At 42.7% G+C, this 17,983-nt stretch carries 15 protein-coding genes; 5 read left to right on the top strand and 10 right to left on the bottom strand.

The window, feature by feature from the left end:
- Window positions 1-22: 22 nt before the first annotated feature.
- The 4 genes from mbcS to LCL96_RS00730 all read right to left on the bottom strand — a co-directional run bounded on the left by mbcS (window position 23) and on the right by LCL96_RS00730 (window position 4,680).
- Window positions 23-1,606, bottom strand: a complete 1,584-nt coding sequence (mbcS, locus tag LCL96_RS00745; RefSeq protein WP_224939593.1) for an acyl-CoA synthetase MbcS — start codon at window positions 1,604-1,606, stop codon at window positions 23-25.
- Window positions 1,607-2,030: 424 nt separating this feature from the next.
- Window positions 2,031-2,234: an alpha/beta-type small acid-soluble spore protein gene (locus tag LCL96_RS00740; RefSeq protein ID WP_034765764.1), complete on the bottom strand. Its 204-nt coding sequence runs from the start codon at window positions 2,232-2,234 to the stop codon at window positions 2,031-2,033.
- An 86-nt stretch (window positions 2,235-2,320) separates the two neighbouring features.
- Complete coding sequence (gene thiI, locus LCL96_RS00735) at window positions 2,321-3,532, bottom strand: tRNA uracil 4-sulfurtransferase ThiI (protein WP_224939592.1); 1,212 nt, start codon at window positions 3,530-3,532, stop codon at window positions 2,321-2,323.
- Window positions 3,529-4,680, bottom strand: a complete 1,152-nt coding sequence (locus LCL96_RS00730) for a cysteine desulfurase family protein (protein ID WP_224939591.1) — start codon at window positions 4,678-4,680, stop codon at window positions 3,529-3,531. Before LCL96_RS00730 ends, thiI begins: the two co-directional genes overlap by 4 nt.
- 330 nt (window positions 4,681-5,010) lie before the next feature.
- Between LCL96_RS00730 and brnQ the strand changes: the two genes are divergently transcribed.
- A complete protein-coding gene (gene brnQ, locus LCL96_RS00725) occupies window positions 5,011-6,351 on the top strand; it encodes a branched-chain amino acid transport system II carrier protein (RefSeq protein ID WP_224939590.1) in 1,341 nt (446 codons plus the stop codon).
- A gap of 63 nt (window positions 6,352-6,414) precedes the next feature.
- On the opposite strand, the gene ezrA is transcribed toward brnQ, so the two are convergent.
- Complete coding sequence (ezrA, locus tag LCL96_RS00720; RefSeq protein WP_224939589.1) at window positions 6,415-8,109, bottom strand: septation ring formation regulator EzrA; 1,695 nt, start codon at window positions 8,107-8,109, stop codon at window positions 6,415-6,417.
- A 591-nt stretch (window positions 8,110-8,700) separates the two neighbouring features.
- On the opposite strand from ezrA, the gene hisJ reads away from it, so the two are divergent.
- Complete coding sequence (gene hisJ / locus LCL96_RS00715) at window positions 8,701-9,495, top strand: histidinol-phosphatase HisJ (RefSeq protein WP_224939588.1); 795 nt, start codon at window positions 8,701-8,703, stop codon at window positions 9,493-9,495.
- Between the two features lie 42 nt (window positions 9,496-9,537).
- Here hisJ and refZ read toward each other — a convergent pair whose 3' ends face one another.
- Window positions 9,538-10,191: a forespore capture DNA-binding protein RefZ gene (refZ, locus tag LCL96_RS00710; RefSeq protein ID WP_224939587.1), complete on the bottom strand. Its 654-nt coding sequence runs from the start codon at window positions 10,189-10,191 to the stop codon at window positions 9,538-9,540.
- A gap of 284 nt (window positions 10,192-10,475) precedes the next feature.
- On the opposite strand from refZ, the gene LCL96_RS00705 reads away from it, so the two are divergent.
- Window positions 10,476-10,961 carry a GAF domain-containing protein gene (locus LCL96_RS00705; RefSeq protein WP_224939586.1) on the top strand — a complete coding sequence of 162 codons (486 nt, stop codon included), beginning with the start codon at window positions 10,476-10,478 and terminating at the stop codon, window positions 10,959-10,961.
- Between the two features lie 203 nt (window positions 10,962-11,164).
- Window positions 11,165-11,806: a phosphatase PAP2 family protein gene (locus tag LCL96_RS00700; protein WP_224939585.1), complete on the top strand. Its 642-nt coding sequence runs from the start codon at window positions 11,165-11,167 to the stop codon at window positions 11,804-11,806.
- 54 nt (window positions 11,807-11,860) lie between these two features.
- Here the strand turns inward: LCL96_RS00700 and LCL96_RS00695 are convergent, their stop codons facing one another.
- The 3 genes from LCL96_RS00695 to LCL96_RS00685 form a co-directional block, all read right to left on the bottom strand.
- Window positions 11,861-12,760 (bottom strand): TIGR03943 family putative permease subunit, encoded by a 900-nt coding sequence (locus LCL96_RS00695; RefSeq protein WP_224939584.1) that lies wholly within the window; start codon window positions 12,758-12,760, stop codon window positions 11,861-11,863.
- Window positions 12,761-12,773: 13 nt separating this feature from the next.
- Window positions 12,774-13,787 (bottom strand): permease, encoded by a 1,014-nt coding sequence (locus tag LCL96_RS00690; protein WP_224939583.1) that lies wholly within the window; start codon window positions 13,785-13,787, stop codon window positions 12,774-12,776.
- 171 nt (window positions 13,788-13,958) lie between these two features.
- On the bottom strand, window positions 13,959-15,140 hold the full coding sequence (locus LCL96_RS00685; RefSeq protein ID WP_224939582.1) for a GTP-binding protein: 1,182 nt from the start codon (window positions 15,138-15,140) through the stop codon (window positions 13,959-13,961).
- A 357-nt stretch (window positions 15,141-15,497) separates the two neighbouring features.
- Here LCL96_RS00685 and LCL96_RS00680 point away from each other — a divergent pair, with 357 nt between their 5' ends.
- Window positions 15,498-16,517, top strand: coding sequence for a metal ABC transporter substrate-binding protein (locus LCL96_RS00680; protein ID WP_224939581.1), 1,020 nt, complete (start codon window positions 15,498-15,500; stop codon window positions 16,515-16,517).
- Between the two features lie 83 nt (window positions 16,518-16,600).
- Here LCL96_RS00680 and megL read toward each other — a convergent pair whose 3' ends face one another.
- The gene (gene megL, locus LCL96_RS00675; RefSeq protein ID WP_224939580.1) at window positions 16,601-17,782 is read right to left on the bottom strand and encodes a methionine gamma-lyase; all 1,182 of its coding nucleotides are present in this window, start codon (window positions 17,780-17,782) and stop codon (window positions 16,601-16,603) included.
- Between the last annotated feature and the right edge of the window lie 201 nt (window positions 17,783-17,983).

The raw sequence follows: 17,983 nt of genomic DNA, 5'->3' as shown, positions 1-17,983 counted from the left end.
CTTATAGGCTCCCTATCGGTGATCAGTTTTTCACTGAACTTAATTCCTTTTGTCTCAGCTCGATCCTTCTAATCTTACCGGACGTCGTTTTCGGCAGTTCCTTCACAAATTCAATCTTACGCGGATATTTATAAGGTGCCGTCAAGCTTTTCACATGCTCTTGAAGGGAAGGGATCAGTTCGGGATCTCCTTGATCCACATCTTCGCGCAATACGACGAATGCCTTTACGATCAATCCCCTTACTTCATCAGGGCTTCCAACAACGGCACATTCCTGTACGGATGGATGCTTGACCAGTGCATCTTCCACTTCGAATGGTCCGATCGTGTAACCTGAGCTGATGATGATGTCATCTCCGCGGCCTTCGAACCAGAAGTAGCCGTCTTCATCCTTCTTAGCTTTGTCTCCAGTAATATAATAATCTCCCCTGAACTGCATGGCCGTGCGTTCAGGATCTTTATAGTAATTTTTGAACAGGGCAGGTGTTTCTACGTGAACCGCGATGTCCCCTACTTCACCGACTTCACATGGATAGCCTTCCTCATTGATGATTTCAACACGGTTTCCTGGTGTCGGTTTCCCCATGGATCCCGGCTTCAGTTCCATGCCCTTCATAATTCCAACAAGGAGCGTGTTTTCGGTTTGCCCGTATCCATCACGGACTTCGATCTGGAAATGTCGCTGGAATGCATCGATGACTTCCCTGTTTAACGGCTCTCCTGCCGAAACGGCGCTGTGCAGGTGATCAAGGTTATAAGTTCCCAGGTTATCCACTTTTGCCATCAGACGATACTCCGTCGGGGTGCAGCACAGAACATTGACTTGATTATCCTGAAGCATCTGAAGGTATTTATTAGGGTCGAACTTCCCTTGATAGACAAGCCCGGTAGCTCCTGAACCAAGGACAGACAGGAAAGGACTCCAGATCCACTTCTGCCAGCCAGGACCTGCCGTCGCCCATACTGTGTCACCTTCTTCAATGCATAACCACTCACGAGCTGCTGTTCTTAAATGAGCGTATGCCCATCCGTGGGTATGTACAACTCCTTTGGGATTCCCCGTCGTTCCTGATGTGTAAGAAAGGAACGCCATGTCATCACGTTTTGTATCAGCAAAGGATAATACGTCAGAAGCGGATTTCATCTCTTCTTGAATCGCAATCCAGCCCTCCTGTTTTTCACCCACTACGAACTTCTTCAGGTTTTCCATACCCCTTACGTTCTCGAACTGTTCTACGAATGGCGAATAAGCTACGATCCCCTTTACGTCTCCATGGTCGATGCGGTATTCCAGATCTTTCGTACGAAGCATTTCAGAGCTAGGAATCACCACGAGCCCGGATTTTAATGCGGCCAGATATACGGCGTACGCCTCGATCAGACGTGGAACCATGACAAGGATGACATCTCCCTTTTCAAGGCCCGCCCCCGAGAAAACGTTTCCAACTTTATTTACATTTTTCAATAATTGCGCATATGTAATGTCTTCTTTATTTCCTTCTTCATTCTCCCATTTGATTGCAAGCTTCTCTTGATCGCTTGCAAACTTCTCTACTTCCTCTACCAGATTGTATTTTTCCGGTGCAATCAATTCTTCCCTCTTCACTTCTGACTCCCCCTTGTTTGTCGATTCTTCTCTATTATACAAAACAATTTAAATTTTTTAAATTGTTTGGTTATATTCGATTACCTTCAAAATGTGAGTTTATTCGACAAAGGGAGCATATCTATATGGGTATGGTGCAATTATTTTCAGCTTTTTAAAAAAAACAATAAAGAAAAAAGCATTAGTACAAGTAGCTAACACAGATCACTTCAATCTCTAAAAATGATGTAATTGGAGTGAGTATAAGAATACACTTGGAAAGTTGATTGGAGCGGAAGGTGCTAGTCCAAGGAGGATCAACGCACGCTCCGCGGAAAGCGAGCACCTGCAGCGGAAATCAACCACTACTCGCTGCTTTAAAGTATTTTGTATAAAAAATAGAAAAGGAGCGGGAATCCCGCTCCTTTGTAGCCATTGTATTTAATTATTTAGAGTATCCGCCACCGATTTGTTGTTCAGCCATTTGAACTAAACGTTTAGTGATTTCACCACCTACAGAACCGTTAGCGCGTGCTGTTGCATCTGGACCAAGTTGTACTCCGAATTCAGAAGCGATTTCGTATTTCATTTGGTCGATTGCTTGTTGAGCTCCTGGAGCTACTAATTGATTTGAACTGTTGTTTGCCATGTGTTTTCACCTCCTTGTTGAATATAGAATGTGTAAAAACACATGGCTTCATACAAGGAATATCGTTGGTAAATTATCCTAAATTTTTAGAGTAATTCGTCAAAGGTTTTTTCTGACTCTGAACCCGTTGAACCGTCGATTGTGATCGTTTCTGTACCGTCTACTGCTTCTTTAAGTAGAGATTCGAAATCAACGAAGCTTTCATAATACTCCACTTTTTCTTTTTTTGGTCTCGTTTTTGGAGCCGGCGGTGTGAAGATCGTACAGCAATCTTCGTATGGAAGAATGGAAATGTCATGGGTATCGATTCTTTGGGCGATATCGATGATTTCCAGTTTGTCCATGGCAATGAGCGGTCTTAATACGGGTGTATTGGTGACAGCGTTGATTGCTTCCATGCTTTCAAGGGTTTGACTTGCCACCTGACCGAGGCTTTCGCCGGTGATCAGCGCGCGTCCTTCATTCTTCTCACGAATGGCGTCCGCGATCTGCAGCATCATTCGTCTCGTCGACGTCATGGTGTAATTTTCCGGGACCTGATCATGGATCGTTTGTTGCACCTTCGTAAACGGGACGATGTGCAGCTTCACTTTTCCACTAAAAGCAGACAGCTTCTTCGAAAGATCGATGACCTTTTGTTTTGCCCGTTCACTTGTAAATGGCGGGCTGTGGAAATGGACCGCTTCGATTTCCACTCCCCTTTTCATCGTAAGGTAACCGGCTACGGGGCTGTCGATTCCTCCAGAAAGCATAAGCATCGCTTTCCCGCTGGCACCGACTGGCATCCCGGTGGATCCCTGGTAAATTTCAGAGGAAAGATAGACTCCCTCTTTTCTTACTTCTACATTGAGCTGGATATCGGGATTCTTCACGTCCACCTTGAGTCCGTCCAGGTTGCGAAGAATGTAGGATCCAACCTCATAATTCAGTTCATTGGTATCCAGTTCAAACTTTTTATCGGCTCTACGGGCAGAGACTTTAAAGGTTGTTCCGGGTGAAAAGCTCTTTTCGACGAGGGCCAGTCCCGCTTTCTTGATTTCCTCTATGTCCTGAGGGACTTTCACGACAGGGCTGAATGACTGGATTCCGAAGATCTTCTGGAGTCTCGGAATGATCTCCTCCCCGTTTTCGTCTCCCAATTGGATATGAAGGCGATCCCTGCTCGCTGAAACGGAAATCGTCGGGAAATCCTTTAATGCTTGAAGTATGTTTTCACGAAGCTTGGCCGTGAACATTTTACGGTTTCGTCCTTTGGTTGAAATTTCACCATATCTTACGAGTATGCGATTATATTTCATCTTGATCTCCTCATTGTGTGTTGTAATAAATCTATTTCATTTTTGAGTAATATAATAAATTCTCTGCATTCTTCTATTGTATTATGGAACGACAGGCTGATCCGGATGGAATTGCTTGCAAGGCTGTCCGGTACTCCCATGGATAAAAGCGTCTGACTCGGTTTACTTTGCTTTGATGAGCAGGCACTTGTTGTCGAGACATACACCCCATGACGATCCAGGGCATGGATCAACACTTCGCCTTTAAAATCCCGAACTGAAAAATTCAAGATGTGTGGAGCATGATCATTTATTGGTGTATGAATCGTCACACCCTCGATTTTCTCCAATTCTCTCCTAAGAAATTGTTGGTTTTCTTCCATTATAACCAACTTCTGTTTACTTTCTTCTGTATGCATCCTGAGTGCCTTTGCAAAGGATACGATCCCACCTGTGTTTTCCGTACCGCTGCGAAGGTTTCCTTCCTGCTCCCCACCAGAAAGGATTGGCGAGAGCTCAAGCCCTTCCCTTACAAATAGCATACCGGTCCCTTTGATACCATGGATTTTATGAGCGGAAATGCTGCATAAATCGATAAGCTTTTCGTCGAGAATAAGAGGGACTTTCCCACATGCCTGAACAGCATCGACATGAAAAAGGACCCTTGGATGTTGTTTAAGGATGTTCGCAATTTCCCTGATGGGCTGAACGCTTCCGATTTCATTATTGACCTGCATGACCGAAACGAGGATCGTATCTTCCTGTATTGCTTTTTCCACGTCGGAGGGACGGACCTTGCCTTGGTCATCCACATCCAGATACGTCGCGCTATACCCGAATGCTTCCAATTGCTTAAACGCGTTGATGACGGAAGGATGCTCGATATTGGTCGTAATGATATGTTTCCCTCTGTGACCGTATTGGAGAGCCGTTCCTTTTATTGCAAGATTATTTGATTCTGTTCCTCCAGAGGTGAAAAATACTTCTTTTCCCTTTATACCTAATAGAGAAGCGACCTGCTCCCTTGATTGTTGAATTAACTTTTCCACCCGGCCACCGAATGAATGGATGGAAGATGGGTTGGCATAATAGCTTTCGTTTACCTTTAGGAACGTGTCCAGGACTTCCTTATATGGTTTGGTTGTCGCACTATTATCAAAATAAATCAACGTATACACCTTCTTCTACATGACACTGACTTTACTCAATCACTAATCTTACCATAAATCATCCCTATCCCAAATGAAATTCATTTCGGCTGGGGGATAAATTATAGTAGAAACAGAATCCAACAAATGGTTCACAATAAATTATTTTTCATTTTCCAAAAATTATTATTGAAAAGTGACAGAATTTTTGCGAGAATCTAAAAGGAAATAAGAGCAGAAGTTATTTAAATATACTAAATTGCAAGACTATTTAGTATTTCGACATTTTTCTACACACTTATGATACGATATCTTTTGCTTATGATAACGATTACAAACGGAGGGGTATATATGAACGAGAAAGCGCTATCATTTAGCCAGATCTTAACGATCGGATTAATGCTCTTCGCTCTATTCCTAGGCGCAGGGAATATGATTTTCCCACCATTTCTGGGACAGCAGGCAGGAGAACATGTATGGACGGGGATCCTTGGCTTTCTTATAACGGGAGTAGGCCTTCCTTTACTTGGCGTCATCGCCATTGCGAAATCCGGAGGTGACCTCCAAACCCTTGCCAACCGGGTACATCCGCTTTTCGGACTTATTTTTACCATTGTTATGTATTTGGCAATTGGGCCGTTCTTCGGAATACCACGTACGGGTACTGTGGCCTATGAAATCGGGGTTATTCCCTTCTTACCAGAAGAGACAGCGAAATACGGCGCTCCTTTACTGATTTACACGATCATCTTCTTTGGATTGACGGCATGGCTTGCGATGAATCCATCTAAGCTCGTGGACCGAATCGGGAAGATCCTGACACCATCCCTGATTGTGATCCTGACCATCTTGGTGGTTAAAAGTATCATTAGTCCGATGGGGGATTTCGGTGCACCTCACGAAGCGTATCAGGATGGGCCATTATTCAAAGGATTCATTGATGGATACCTTACGATGGATACGATCGCAGCCCTTGTGTTCGGGATTGTGGTCATCAACTCCATTAAAGACCGCGGCATCACAAGTAAATCCAGCTTGACTCGCATCACGATCATCGCTGGATTCATCGCGGCTGCCGGACTTGCTCTTGTTTATTTATCCTTAAGCTATATCGGTGCAAGCAGCACAGATTCCATCGGTGCCCAAGCCAACGGTGGAGCGATTCTTTCCGCTGCAGCAAGCCATTTATTCGGATCGATGGGTACGATCATCCTTGGACTGGCGATTACGTTTGCATGCATTACGACATCCGTCGGACTTGTTTCTGCATGTTCACAGTATTTCGCGAAGATCCTTCCAGTATCTTATCCGAAACTGGTCATCATCATCTCTGTATTCAGTATGATCATTGCCAACATCGGATTGACTCAGTTGATTGCGGTATCTTTACCTGTGTTGATCTTCATTTATCCATTGGCCATCGTCTTGATTCTTCTATCGTTCATGCACAATGGATTTAACGGCTACTCCCTCGTTTATGTGGGTGCATTGATCCCAACTGGACTGATCAGTTTGATCGATGGCATCAAAACGGCTGGCGTCGATGTGACAGCTGTCAGTCAATCACTAGAATTCCTGCCATTCTATACACAAGGAATCGGTTGGATCGTTCCGGCCATGATCGGGGCCATCATCGGATTCATCATTGCCGCACTTGCAGGACAAACGAAACGGACAATCGAAGCAAGCTGATTTCCGTCACTTCACGAAAAAAAAGGACTGATGTAGATAAAACTACATCAGTCCTTTTATTTATCATTCACTCTCAAGATCCATCATTTTCTCGATCTTCTTCAAAGCGCCCGGCTCCACTTTCTCAATGGTTGTGGCCGCTTCTTCCAGTGCTTTTCGATAATCATATTGACGGAATGCTTCTTCAGCCGTCTGAAGCCCTTCACGTACGGAGCTGTATTTGCTGCGGTAGCGATTGCCGTATTGAATGATTTTCTCCGATAGGAGGACATTCTCGATCAGGTCTCCTGTTTTCGTATAGAAATGATCGACGGTATCTTCGGCCCCTAGTAATGTTTCCTGTACGAACTTCATATTTAAAGGCTTTTCCGTCAGGCTCGCATTCACCTGTTCGATCTTTCGGTGTACCTCATCCAGAAGATCTTTGTAATCAGCCGGTAATCCAGGTACATTGCTCTTTGAGAGCATGCGGCTTGCTTCCGCAACCTTCTTCTTGAGTTCCTGGATTTTCTCCCTAGTGGCCAATTCATCTTTCCGGAGATTCTGCAGATAGCCGGAGAATTCACTCTGCTGCTGATTCAGCTCTTCGAGTCCATTTCTGATTTCCTTCAGCTCATCACTCAGATTCGAAAACGCGGTAGCATTCGTTTCTTCTTTTTGCATCAGCATTTCATGACGCTTAGAAAGCTGGATGATTTTCTTATCGATCTCATTCGGCGTACTAAGGTCTGTATCATGAAGATGATACCCTTGTTTCACAATACTTACTTCCGATTGAATGTCATCATTATCTTCTTTGGCCTTGATCAGCCCTTCAGTCGTTTGGTCTCTATATTGCTCTACAAAATGCTTGGCATGAACTTCTTTCTCCAGTAAATCATAGAGGTTCTCGACCTTGACTTTGATTTCCTGTATGCCCGCTTCTACTTCTTCTACCTGAAGCTCTTCAAGATTCTTGTTGAATTGTTGCAGCGTTTCATTTAAGGATGCCACTTCTTTGTCCACTTCAATATGGTCAAGGATATAGCCCTGATCTTTCATTTCAATATATCCAGCCTCAAGCTCGGACAGTTCGGAAGGTAGGACATTTTCACAGTCGGTGATCAGTTTCGGCACTGTCTCCATCTTGTAGGAAACTGTTTTTAATTCCTCTGCAAGGCTAAGGACGATTTCCCGTGCATCAAGATAATTCCCCTGTTCAGTCAGATCATTGAATTCATTGATTTGTTCAGAAAGTTGATCGAGGAGATTTTCTATGTGCTTAGCCGTTTGACCGTATGTATGTCGATACGCGAGGAGCTGCTTCTTGCTGTTTCGGAATTCTTCCTGAAGAGCCTGAATTTCTTCACGGTTCTTTTCTTCACTGCCGACCAGTTCATTCAGTTCTTTCAGGATCTGTTCGATCTTCTCTTCGGTTTCGGTCAGAACCTGATCGATTTTGGCGAGGACCTCTTTGGTTTTAGTAAATCGAAATTTATCGGTGTACTCTTCTGCATCGAATAGTAGTTCTTCAACCTCAGGAAGCTGCACAGCAACAATCTCATCCCATCCCTGTCTCCAGCCGTCAAACAATTCTTCTGTCTGACCCGTCATATTCAGTTGCTTTACTCTGGAAAGCTCGTCTGAAACCGGTTTGTTCATAATATCGATTTTCCAGGCTTCATAGCGATCAATTTCAGCGTAATATTTCTTTCTAGAGATAAATCCGATAAGGAATACGATTAAGATAAGTATTATTCCAGCGATGACGTATTGCATCTTAAGCCCCCTGTTCAACTATTCAGTAGACATCTATATGAATGTGAATGTTTCATTAATAATTTGTCATTGTTATAATGATACCATGTTAACGACATTTTTTGACTATTAATTTCTAATTTTTCAGTGATAAAACGTCAATTTTAGCAAATTCAAAAGAAAATGGACATGATTATTTTGTTTGATGCCAAATGTTCACCTTTTTATTAGCAAGTGCTGGTTGATTTCCGCTGCAGGTGCTCGCTTTCCGCGGGGCTGGCGGTGAGCCTCCTCCTGCTTTCAAGATGTCCAGCTGCAGGGCTTAGGGGCTCGAGGTCATAAGTCAAGTCTGTCAAAAAGGCAAAAAACGCCTTTCCGGCAGACTCGTCTTATGCTTGTCGCCCCTGTGCAAAGCCCTTCCGCTTTTCTATTTTCCCGCAGGAGTCGAGCACCTTCCGCTTCAATCAACTCAATTAGAATCCATGATTTCTTTAATACTAAGTTAGTTATCGATAGACGTATTATGAGAGTCTATTTTCTATCAAATTCATTAAGTCTCTGTTCGTTTTCCTTTTAACAGAATAAATTTATAGCAAAAGGAAGTGAAGTCTCATGATAAAAGTCGACGGGCATGTTCATACGCCTTTTTGTCCGCATGGAAGTACGGATTCTTTTGAGATGTATGTTGAGAGGTCGATTTCTCTTGGTTATACTGCCATAACGTTTACGGAGCATGCTCCGCTGCCTGAAGGTTTCTCGGATACGACGCCTGATCAGGACAGTGGGATGGATTTGACCCGCCTTACGGATTATTTCGATGCACTGGACATGTTGAAGGAAAAATATAAAGACAAGATCATCATCCGCTCGGGGCTTGAGGTTGATTATATTGAAGGATTTGAGCATGAAACAAAGGAATTCCTTGCAACCTACGGAGCTCGGATGGATGATAGCATTCTTTCTGTCCATTTTTTACAGCATGAAGGAAAGTGGGACTGCCTGGATTTCAGCCCAGACGTGTTTCATTCGATGATTGGTTATTACGGGTCGGTTGATGCGATTTATTCACGTTATTATGAGACGGTACTGAAATCCATTCGGGCCGACTTAGGCGAATTTAAACCTAAGAGAATCGGGCACATGACCCTTGTAAAGAAATTTCAGCAGCTATACCCAGCTTCCCATTCGTTCTCGGATGAAATGTCGATCATCCTTCGGGAAGTGGCCGATAGAGATCTTGAGCTAGACTATAATGGGGCAGGATTTGTAAAGCCTTATTGCGGTGAGTCCTATCCGCCACTGGAAATCGTGAAAAAAGCCCGTGCGTTGGGAATCAAAACGGTCTATGGTTCTGATGCTCACACTGCGAACGGCCTTGATCAGGGTCGAACCGATATGGATCTATAAAGTGAAAGAACTCTTCTTCAAACGGAGAAGAGTTCTTTTCATTCAAATGATAAGCTCTTTCTTCATGACCTCTTTCGCTTCAGATACGAGGAGGAGATCAATCCATTGATCAATGTTCTTATAATATTGATCGATAAAGTAATATTCCTGCGGGAACATCTGCCACACTTCCCTTAATTGCTGACTGTGAAGAAACGGCATCGTCAGCATCGACTTAAGCTGGATCACGAGAAAGCTCACCGGCTGTTTCTTCAATGCATGGTCCTTCATTCCTTGTTCAAACAGACGTTTCATATAGTGCCTTTCTTTCATTAAATAGGAAGAAATGATTTCACGAACAACCTGTGAATCGATAGACACTTCCCTCCAGATGAAACGTGCCAATTGGTGATTTTCACTTTGGAATTTCAGTATTTTGTAGACCGCCCGTTTCAGGCAGAGATCGGCACTGACATAATTCAACGCTTCCACCTCTTCCTGCAGAAAGCGTAAATACGGCTCGAAGAAATGGGTGAAGCACGCTTCCAATATCCCCTGCTTACCCTTGAAATAATAGGAAATCGTTGCTGGATTTACGTTCGCCCTCTTCGCAATATCCCTGACGGACGTCCCATCAAAACCATGATCATAAAAAAGGTACACTGCCGCTTTAAAAATGGACTCTTTCGTCGACTTGGAGGTATCTAGTTTTTTCATATTTCCCCTTCTTTCGAATATAATAGGCGAATGAAAAAAACAGTGGCGAGAGTGAATATATAAAAACTTCATCAGAAAAAAGAAACGAAATCATTGAAGGTTATGAAGAAATATGCTAAAAATGGTTCAATAGATATTTCTATTATCATTTGTTTACACAAAGAATTCGTGTTTTCGCATGGATTTCCTTTAAGTATTTCTCGACAGGATTTGTTGCTCGGAGGCTTTGCGGAAACATTTTGACATGAAATAACTCACATTTTGTAGAATTGGGGGAGTTTATAGTGTTTCAAGCAGAAAAATATCAAGGTACAAAGGAACAGGGCTTTGGACTTGTTACAAAACAATTGAAGGCTTTATTAGAAGGTGAGCCAAATCAAATCGCGAATTTGAGCAATGCTTCCGCCCTTTTGAATCAATTTATGGATCGCATCAACTGGGTTGGATTTTATTTATATGAAGAAGAAAGCAATCAACTGGTACTCGGGCCTTTCCAAGGACTCCCTGCATGTGTAAGGATTCCTTTAGGAAGAGGAGTATGCGGTACTTCTGCAGGTGAGCAAAAGACGCTTCGAATCGAGGATGTCCATCAATTCCCTGGCCATATCGCATGTGACGCTGCCTCACAGTCGGAAATCGTCATTCCTCTTGTGAAGGAAGGGAAACTGATCGGCGTCCTGGATATCGACAGTCCCGAAAAAGCTAGATTTGATGAAGAAGATCAGAAATATTTAGAAATCTTTGTGGACGAGCTGTTAAGACATATTTAATTTAGATGTTTTTTAAGAAAGACCCCGCCGGGATACAACGTTACCGGCAGGGTCTTTTTTCACTGGGAGAAATTCGGTGACTTGTTAAAAAGTTCACGTTTTCCTCCTTCCATAATAGGGAAAAGAGTAACGTACATGAGAACTTTACACTGGATTATCCCATACAATATCCAGAATAGAGTACGGGTAAAAAGAGGTGTAGTATGAGTGAAAAGAAAAAAGACTTACCCTATTTATTATTTCTGCTGGTGATGCCGGCATTAGGCTATCTGTACACACTATTGAATACGGATGCCCGTGAAGCGGTCATTCTGTCTACAACACTCGACGAATGGATTCCGTTCGTACCGGCGTTCATTGTGCCGTATATTTTGTGGTACGCCTTTATTTTAGGATACCTTTTTTATTTTTGGTTTAAAGACGTCCATACGTTCCTCAAAACACTTGGCATCATTGTCATCGGTGAATTGATTTGTTTTGTGATCTATTTTTATTTTCAGACCACGGTCCCCCGCCCGGAACTTGCGGGAAACGGCTTATTTGTCGACCTCGTCCGGATGATTTACAGTCATGATCAGCCGTATAATGCGTTTCCAAGCATCCATGTCTTAACGACATTTGCCATCATTCTCGGCAATTTCAACATTAGGGATAAACACCTATTCCACTCTGTCTTTGTGCCGATCATGGGATCGTTGATCATCCTGTCGACCCTTTTTGTAAAACAGCATTTCGTTCTCGACATGGTCAGCTCGATTTTCTTGACGGTGTTCATTTACGGTATGATGTTTGAGCTTTATGGGGTCAGTGCGAAGAAATCAAAGCAAGCCTATCTAGAAGAATAAAATTCAAAAACAGGGAGGACCCATTCCATCGGGGACCTTCCTGTTTTTTATCGACTATTCAATTTTGATATAAAACTCTTCCACATATGGATTCTCTGGCTGTTCGACTTTTTCAAACACCGGATTCGTAATGACCGGCATGGTTCGACCATTGAAATCCACGGCATCAATGATTCCACTTACATTTACCCACGTATCTGGTTCCAATGCTGCCATGTCCTGATCTTGAACCAATAAACCGTAGACAGATGCATCCGCTACACAGCAAGATACAACATATCTTGAAATGACCGCCTGGTTCTTCTCAAAGCCCTCATCTTTATAAATGAATCCTGTCAGTTGCACTTCTTTTCCAACATACTGATCGAGCTTTTCATCTACTATACTGAGCGTTTGAACATACTGTTCATCCCGCACGATGATTTTCTCTTTACTCCTGACAATGTCTTTGAGCTTATCAAAGTCTTTCTCAACCGGGAAGTCTTCATATGAATCCAGCGTTGGCTGCAAACCTTGCTTGGAATCTTTCTTTGGCTCCTCGCTATTTTCGGATTGATCTCCAATCGCTGGTGGCGTAGAAAACATCGTATTTCCGATCTTTACCCCTCTTTTCGCCGCTGCAGCACTGTCGAGGACATTATCAGGCAGTAGGAAACCAAGAACGATAGGGAAAACAAACAGGGTGTAGATCATGAAAGACTTCATGACCCCTCTTGGCATCTCATGTCCTTCACAATCACATGAATGACTCTTCATATTCGAGGACGTTCCACGAATGACCTGAATGGCCCCCAATAAAAGAAACACTCCCAATGCAAAATACAGATACCCATTCATTTTCGGGGCTATGAAGTACTGAAGATTGAAGGTTAAAAATAGTTTAAGCAGCAGTAATGCATAGCCAAGTAATATAATTCCCCGTAAATACGTATGAAATCGAACGGATGAATTCACTTACTATCCCTCCCTATAACCAAAATTGAGTAACCAATATACTGAGATAAACGGTAACGGTGACGACTACAATAAATAATAGGACAAATCGCTTTTTAAAATAGGCAAGCATCAATAAAGTATTTTTGAAATCGATCATCGGACCGTATACAAGAAACGCAAGGAGGGACGTAGTTGAGAACAGGTTACCAAATGAAGAAGCAACGAATGCATCGGCTTCAGAGCATAGCGACATAACATATGCAAACCCCATCATAACCCCAGGTCCTGCCCAATCGTTGGAGCCTAATGCCACAATGGCTTCACGATCGATATACGTTTGAAACACGGCTGCCAATAAAGCACCGATGATTAAGAATTTACCCATATCAAAAAATTCATCACTGGCATGAACCAGTGTTTCCATTAATTTATTGCTTGAATGGTCATGATCATGGTCGTGATGATGGTGCTCATGATCGCGGCTACTTTGTTTAAGAGGATTCTGCCTGCCAAATAGCTTGTACAATAATGCCCCAATGATAAGCGCTACGACGAACGCAATCAACATTCTTCCAATCACAACGGTAAGATTATGTTGAAACGCATAGTAGGTCGAAATCAGAACGATCGGGTTCAAGATCGGAGCCGTCACCATTATGACGATGGCGAGGTGTGTCGGCATCCCTTTCTTGATCAGCCTTCTGGCCACTGGTACGATGGCACACTCACAAACCGGCAGCAGGGCACCTACTAAAACCGCAGGGAACAGGGCCAGGTACGGATACCTCTTCGGAACCAGCCTTTGCAATAAACTCTCAGAAACAAATACTTGTATCAGTGCCGATGCAAAAACTCCAATTAATATAAACGGAATGGCCTCTAATAGGATGCTTAAGAAGATCGTGATGACATTAACCAAAGAACTTCCTAATAAAGCATCCGGTACCCACCCTTTAATCCATTCACCACCTAAAAACAATCCGATGATCAGAGTAAAAAGGAAAAGACCCGTCAGGTCCTGTCCTACCTTTTTTAATTTATTCAAAGAACATAAAACCTCCTCTCTCACTAAACGTAATCATTCCGTTTTAACTCTTGCATTACTTCTATTCTTTCTTGATTTACTTTATGATTCATATTTTGATGTTTTTATAAAATCCGTACATTTTTATGTAACTGAAGATCAACTTCAACATAATGGCACGGTGAATTTCAATTAACCTTCTACTATAAATGCAGGAATCGGATCTTTGAATGCAGTCCAATCCTCTTCCATTTCCCTTTCCGTTAACAAACAATGATCTAATGACTTCTCTATTTCTTCTTTGTTCATCTCTAGACCGATAAAAACGATTTCGTTCATTCGATCGCCATACTTCGGATCCCATTTTTCCGCTAATTCTATTTCTTCAGCCAAAATTTCTTTCCTTTCCTGTTCAGGGTAAGCAGCCACCCACTCCCCTGCTCCCTGGATGATAATCGATGGCCCTGCCTGGGATAATAAACCGGTCATGTCGTTTCGGGTTGGTAGCCAAAAGAATCCTTTTGCCCTTACGATATCAACAGGCCATTCCTCCATCCATCTCATGAATCGTTCGGGGTGAAATGGTTTCTTTCGACGATACACAAAGGAAGAAATACCATACTCCTCGGTTTCAGGAGTGTGTTCTTCTTGTAATTCTTTTATCCAACCGGCTGCCTGACTTGCTTTTTCAAAATCGAACAATTTGGTATCCAGTACTTGGTGTAATGGTATATTGGAGTGCGTAGCATGAATGATCCTTGCGTCAGGGTTCAGCTTTTGAAGAATAGCTGTTAATTCGATGACATCCACTTCTTCTACTAAATCAATCTTATTTAACACCACCACATTGGCAAACTCAATTTGATCTATAAGCAAATCCACTACTTCCCTTGTATCTCTCTCATCTGTTGCCTGCTTACGATCCAGCAAGGTTTCTCCACTGGCAAAGTCGTGCCAGAAACGATTGGCGTCCACGACTGTCACCATCGTATCCAGTCTTGTTTTACTTGTAAGATCAATATCCATTTCTTCATCCAAATACGTGAAGGTTTGGGCAACTGGGATCGGTTCAGAAATCCCGGTGGACTCAATGACGATATAATCGATATCCCCCTGATCGACCAACCGCTTGACTTCTATCATTAAATCTTCTCTTAACGTGCAACAGATACAACCATTTTGAAGCTCCACCAATTTTTCCTCCGTCCTGGTAAAACCCCCGCTCTTGACAAGAGCTGCATCAATATTCACCTCACTCATATCATTCACAATAACCGCAATTCTCCGATTTTCCCGATTATGTAAAATATGATTTAATAATGTCGTCTTTCCTGACCCTAAATAACCGCTTAATACTGTTACTGGTACTTTCATGCTGAACAATCCTCCCATATTTAAATCAAAATCGTTACGATTTAAATGACATAGGTTATGATTCTTATGGCTACTCTCCTTACACCCGAAATATTCCGTGAGACTGGACTGATTCCCAACTCGCTATGTAACGATTGAATATCCATGAATACTCCCCCTCAACTATGAACCTTTTTAAAAAATTACTACTACCCTCCACAAAACGTAACGATTTCGTTTTATAAGCACTAAATGTATTTAAACACATGAATGATCGTTGTGCAATGAAAATTTCAAAACAAATCGTAATCATTCTTATTTACAAAACGGAATGATTACGATAAAGTAGTGTGTGAAATCATTAAAAAGGAGTTAACGATGAAAAAATACCTATTCATTTCACTTGTTCTTATTTTATCCATGTTTCTTTCTGCCTGTAATCAGGCTAAAACCACAGGGAATAACTTCGATCAATCTGATGGTAAGGAGTCAATAAACATCATGACTTCCCTCTATCCCCTTCAATATTTTTCCGAACGTATTGGAGGCGATCTCGTAAAGGTAGAGTCCCTGCTTCCCCCTGGTTCTGATGCCCATACCTTTGAACCAACCTCTAAAGATATGATAAGCATCGCAGAATCAGATCTGTTTATTTATAACGGCCTTGGGATGGAGTCTTATGCTGAAAAAATCACTAAATCCCTAGAAAACGAGGATACGATCATGGTAGAGGCGACAAAGGGAGTCGATGTCATCGCAAGCTCTCACGATCACTCTGAAGAAGGAGATCATGAAGAGGGAGAAGCTGCTCATGAAGAGGAACATCACGAAGAGAGCGATGCCGATCATGAAGAGGAACATCATCATGGGGATTATGATCCACACGTCTGGTTAGATCCAAACCGTGCCATTGGATTGGCCGAGAATATCCGTGACGCTCTGATTGATCTTCAACCAGAACATAAAGATGCATTTAACCAGAATTTCAACGATTTAAAAAAAGATTTACAGAGTATTGATGCTGAATTTAAATCATTGGCTCAAGAAAGTGACCATCCAGAGATCCTTGTTTCCCATGCTGCATATGGATATTGGGAGCACGCCTATGGAATTGAACAACTGGCTGTTGCCGGACTCTCTCCTACCGATGAGCCTTCCCAGAAAGAATTGAAGGAAATCATTGAAACTGCCCAAGAGCATTCTATTCATTATGTGATTTTTGAACAAAACGTCACTTCTCGGGTTGCTGAGATCATCCAGAAAGAAATCAATGCAAAGCCATTGCACATTCATAACCTTTCTGTAGTAACAGAATCGGACATTAAAAACGGTGAAAACTACATGACATTGATGAAAAAAAACCTAAAGACCCTCGATCAAGCAATGAATGATGAATGATTTGAACGTCTACAAGCGCATGCCTGTGTATGGCACGCGCTTGTTTCATATATATATAGAATTTAAGCTACTTCCACTATTCCTTACGCCTTATCCAACGCCTGTGATAAATCATTCCAAATATCCTCAGGTGCTTCAAGTCCCACGGAAAGTCTCAGAAGAGAATCATTGATTCCCATGCTCTTTCTAGACTCTTCAGGCACGACGGCGTGAGTCATCGTCGCGGGATGCTGGATCAATGTTTCTGCATCGCCAAGACTGACAGCGATTTTGATCATGTCAAGATCATCCATGAACTTCTGCGCTTCTTCCTTGGAGCCTTTCAGCGTAAAGGAAATCATCCCGCCCGGTTTTTTCATTTGTTTCTTCATGACCCCGTGCTGAGGGTGATTGGCATGTCCAGGGTAGATGACCGTTTCTACCGCGGGATGTCCCGCTAATAAATCGGCAATCTTCTCAGCGCTGTCACAGTGTCGGTCCATGCGCACGGCCAATGTCTTTAACCCTCTAAGCAATAACCATGCATCGAAAGGAGAAATAATTCCACCGATATCCTTTTGAGTGGTCATCCGGATTTCCGCCATTTTCTCCTGCGAGCCGACGACAAGACCTGCAACAACATCCCCATGCCCACCAATATATTTCGTTGCGCTGTGGATGACAATGTCACACCCTAGCTCAAGCGGACGTTGAAGATACGGAGAACAGAATGTGTTATCCACTACGACTGGAATCCCCTTTTCCTTCGCAACCTTCACAACGAGCTCAAGATCAATGAGCTGCATGGTCGGGTTGATCGGAGTTTCCACATAAATGCAGCTTGTGTTTTCCGTTATTTTCCCCCGGATTTCTTCCTCTGTATCCATGGAAGAGAAATCATGACCGATGGCAAATTTCTCTTGAAGGAGCTCAAGAAGACCGAACGTACAGCCGTACACCCCTTGAGAACATAGGATATGATCCCCTGATTTTGTCAGCGAAAACAGAACCGCGCTGACAGCTGCCATACCGGAACCAAAGGCAAGAGCAGCTTCCCCGCCTTCCAATGAAGCCATCCGTTCTTCCAAAATGGATACTGTCGGATTTCCCAGTCTTGAATATATATATCCTTCTTCTTCACCTGCAAATCGATTTTCCCCTTGTTTCGCATTTGCAAAGGTATAAGTTGAAGTTTGGTATAAAGGGGGCGCTAAACTATCAAAATGTTGAGACGATTGATACCCCTCGTGAATCACCCGTGTTTCAAAACGTTTCTCTTCTTTCATTCAGTATTCCTCCCAGTATTCCCTTTAAGTCTAAGTAACTACTATTCTAGAATATGATAACTACGGAGAAAAAGAAAGCGGTTACATTAAAGTGGTAAAGGGAAATGTGGTGTTTTTCATTTAAAACTGATTTGTTAACACTGCTACTTATGTAGTGAGGAGTTGGTTGATTTCCGCAACCGGCGATCGATTCCTATACCT

Origin of the sequence: Rossellomorea aquimaris (assembly GCF_020172085.1) — a bacterium.
Classification (GTDB): Bacteria; Bacillota; Bacilli; order Bacillales; family Bacillaceae_B; genus Rossellomorea; species Rossellomorea aquimaris_E.
This window is presented reverse-complemented; position numbering and strand designations above follow the sequence as displayed.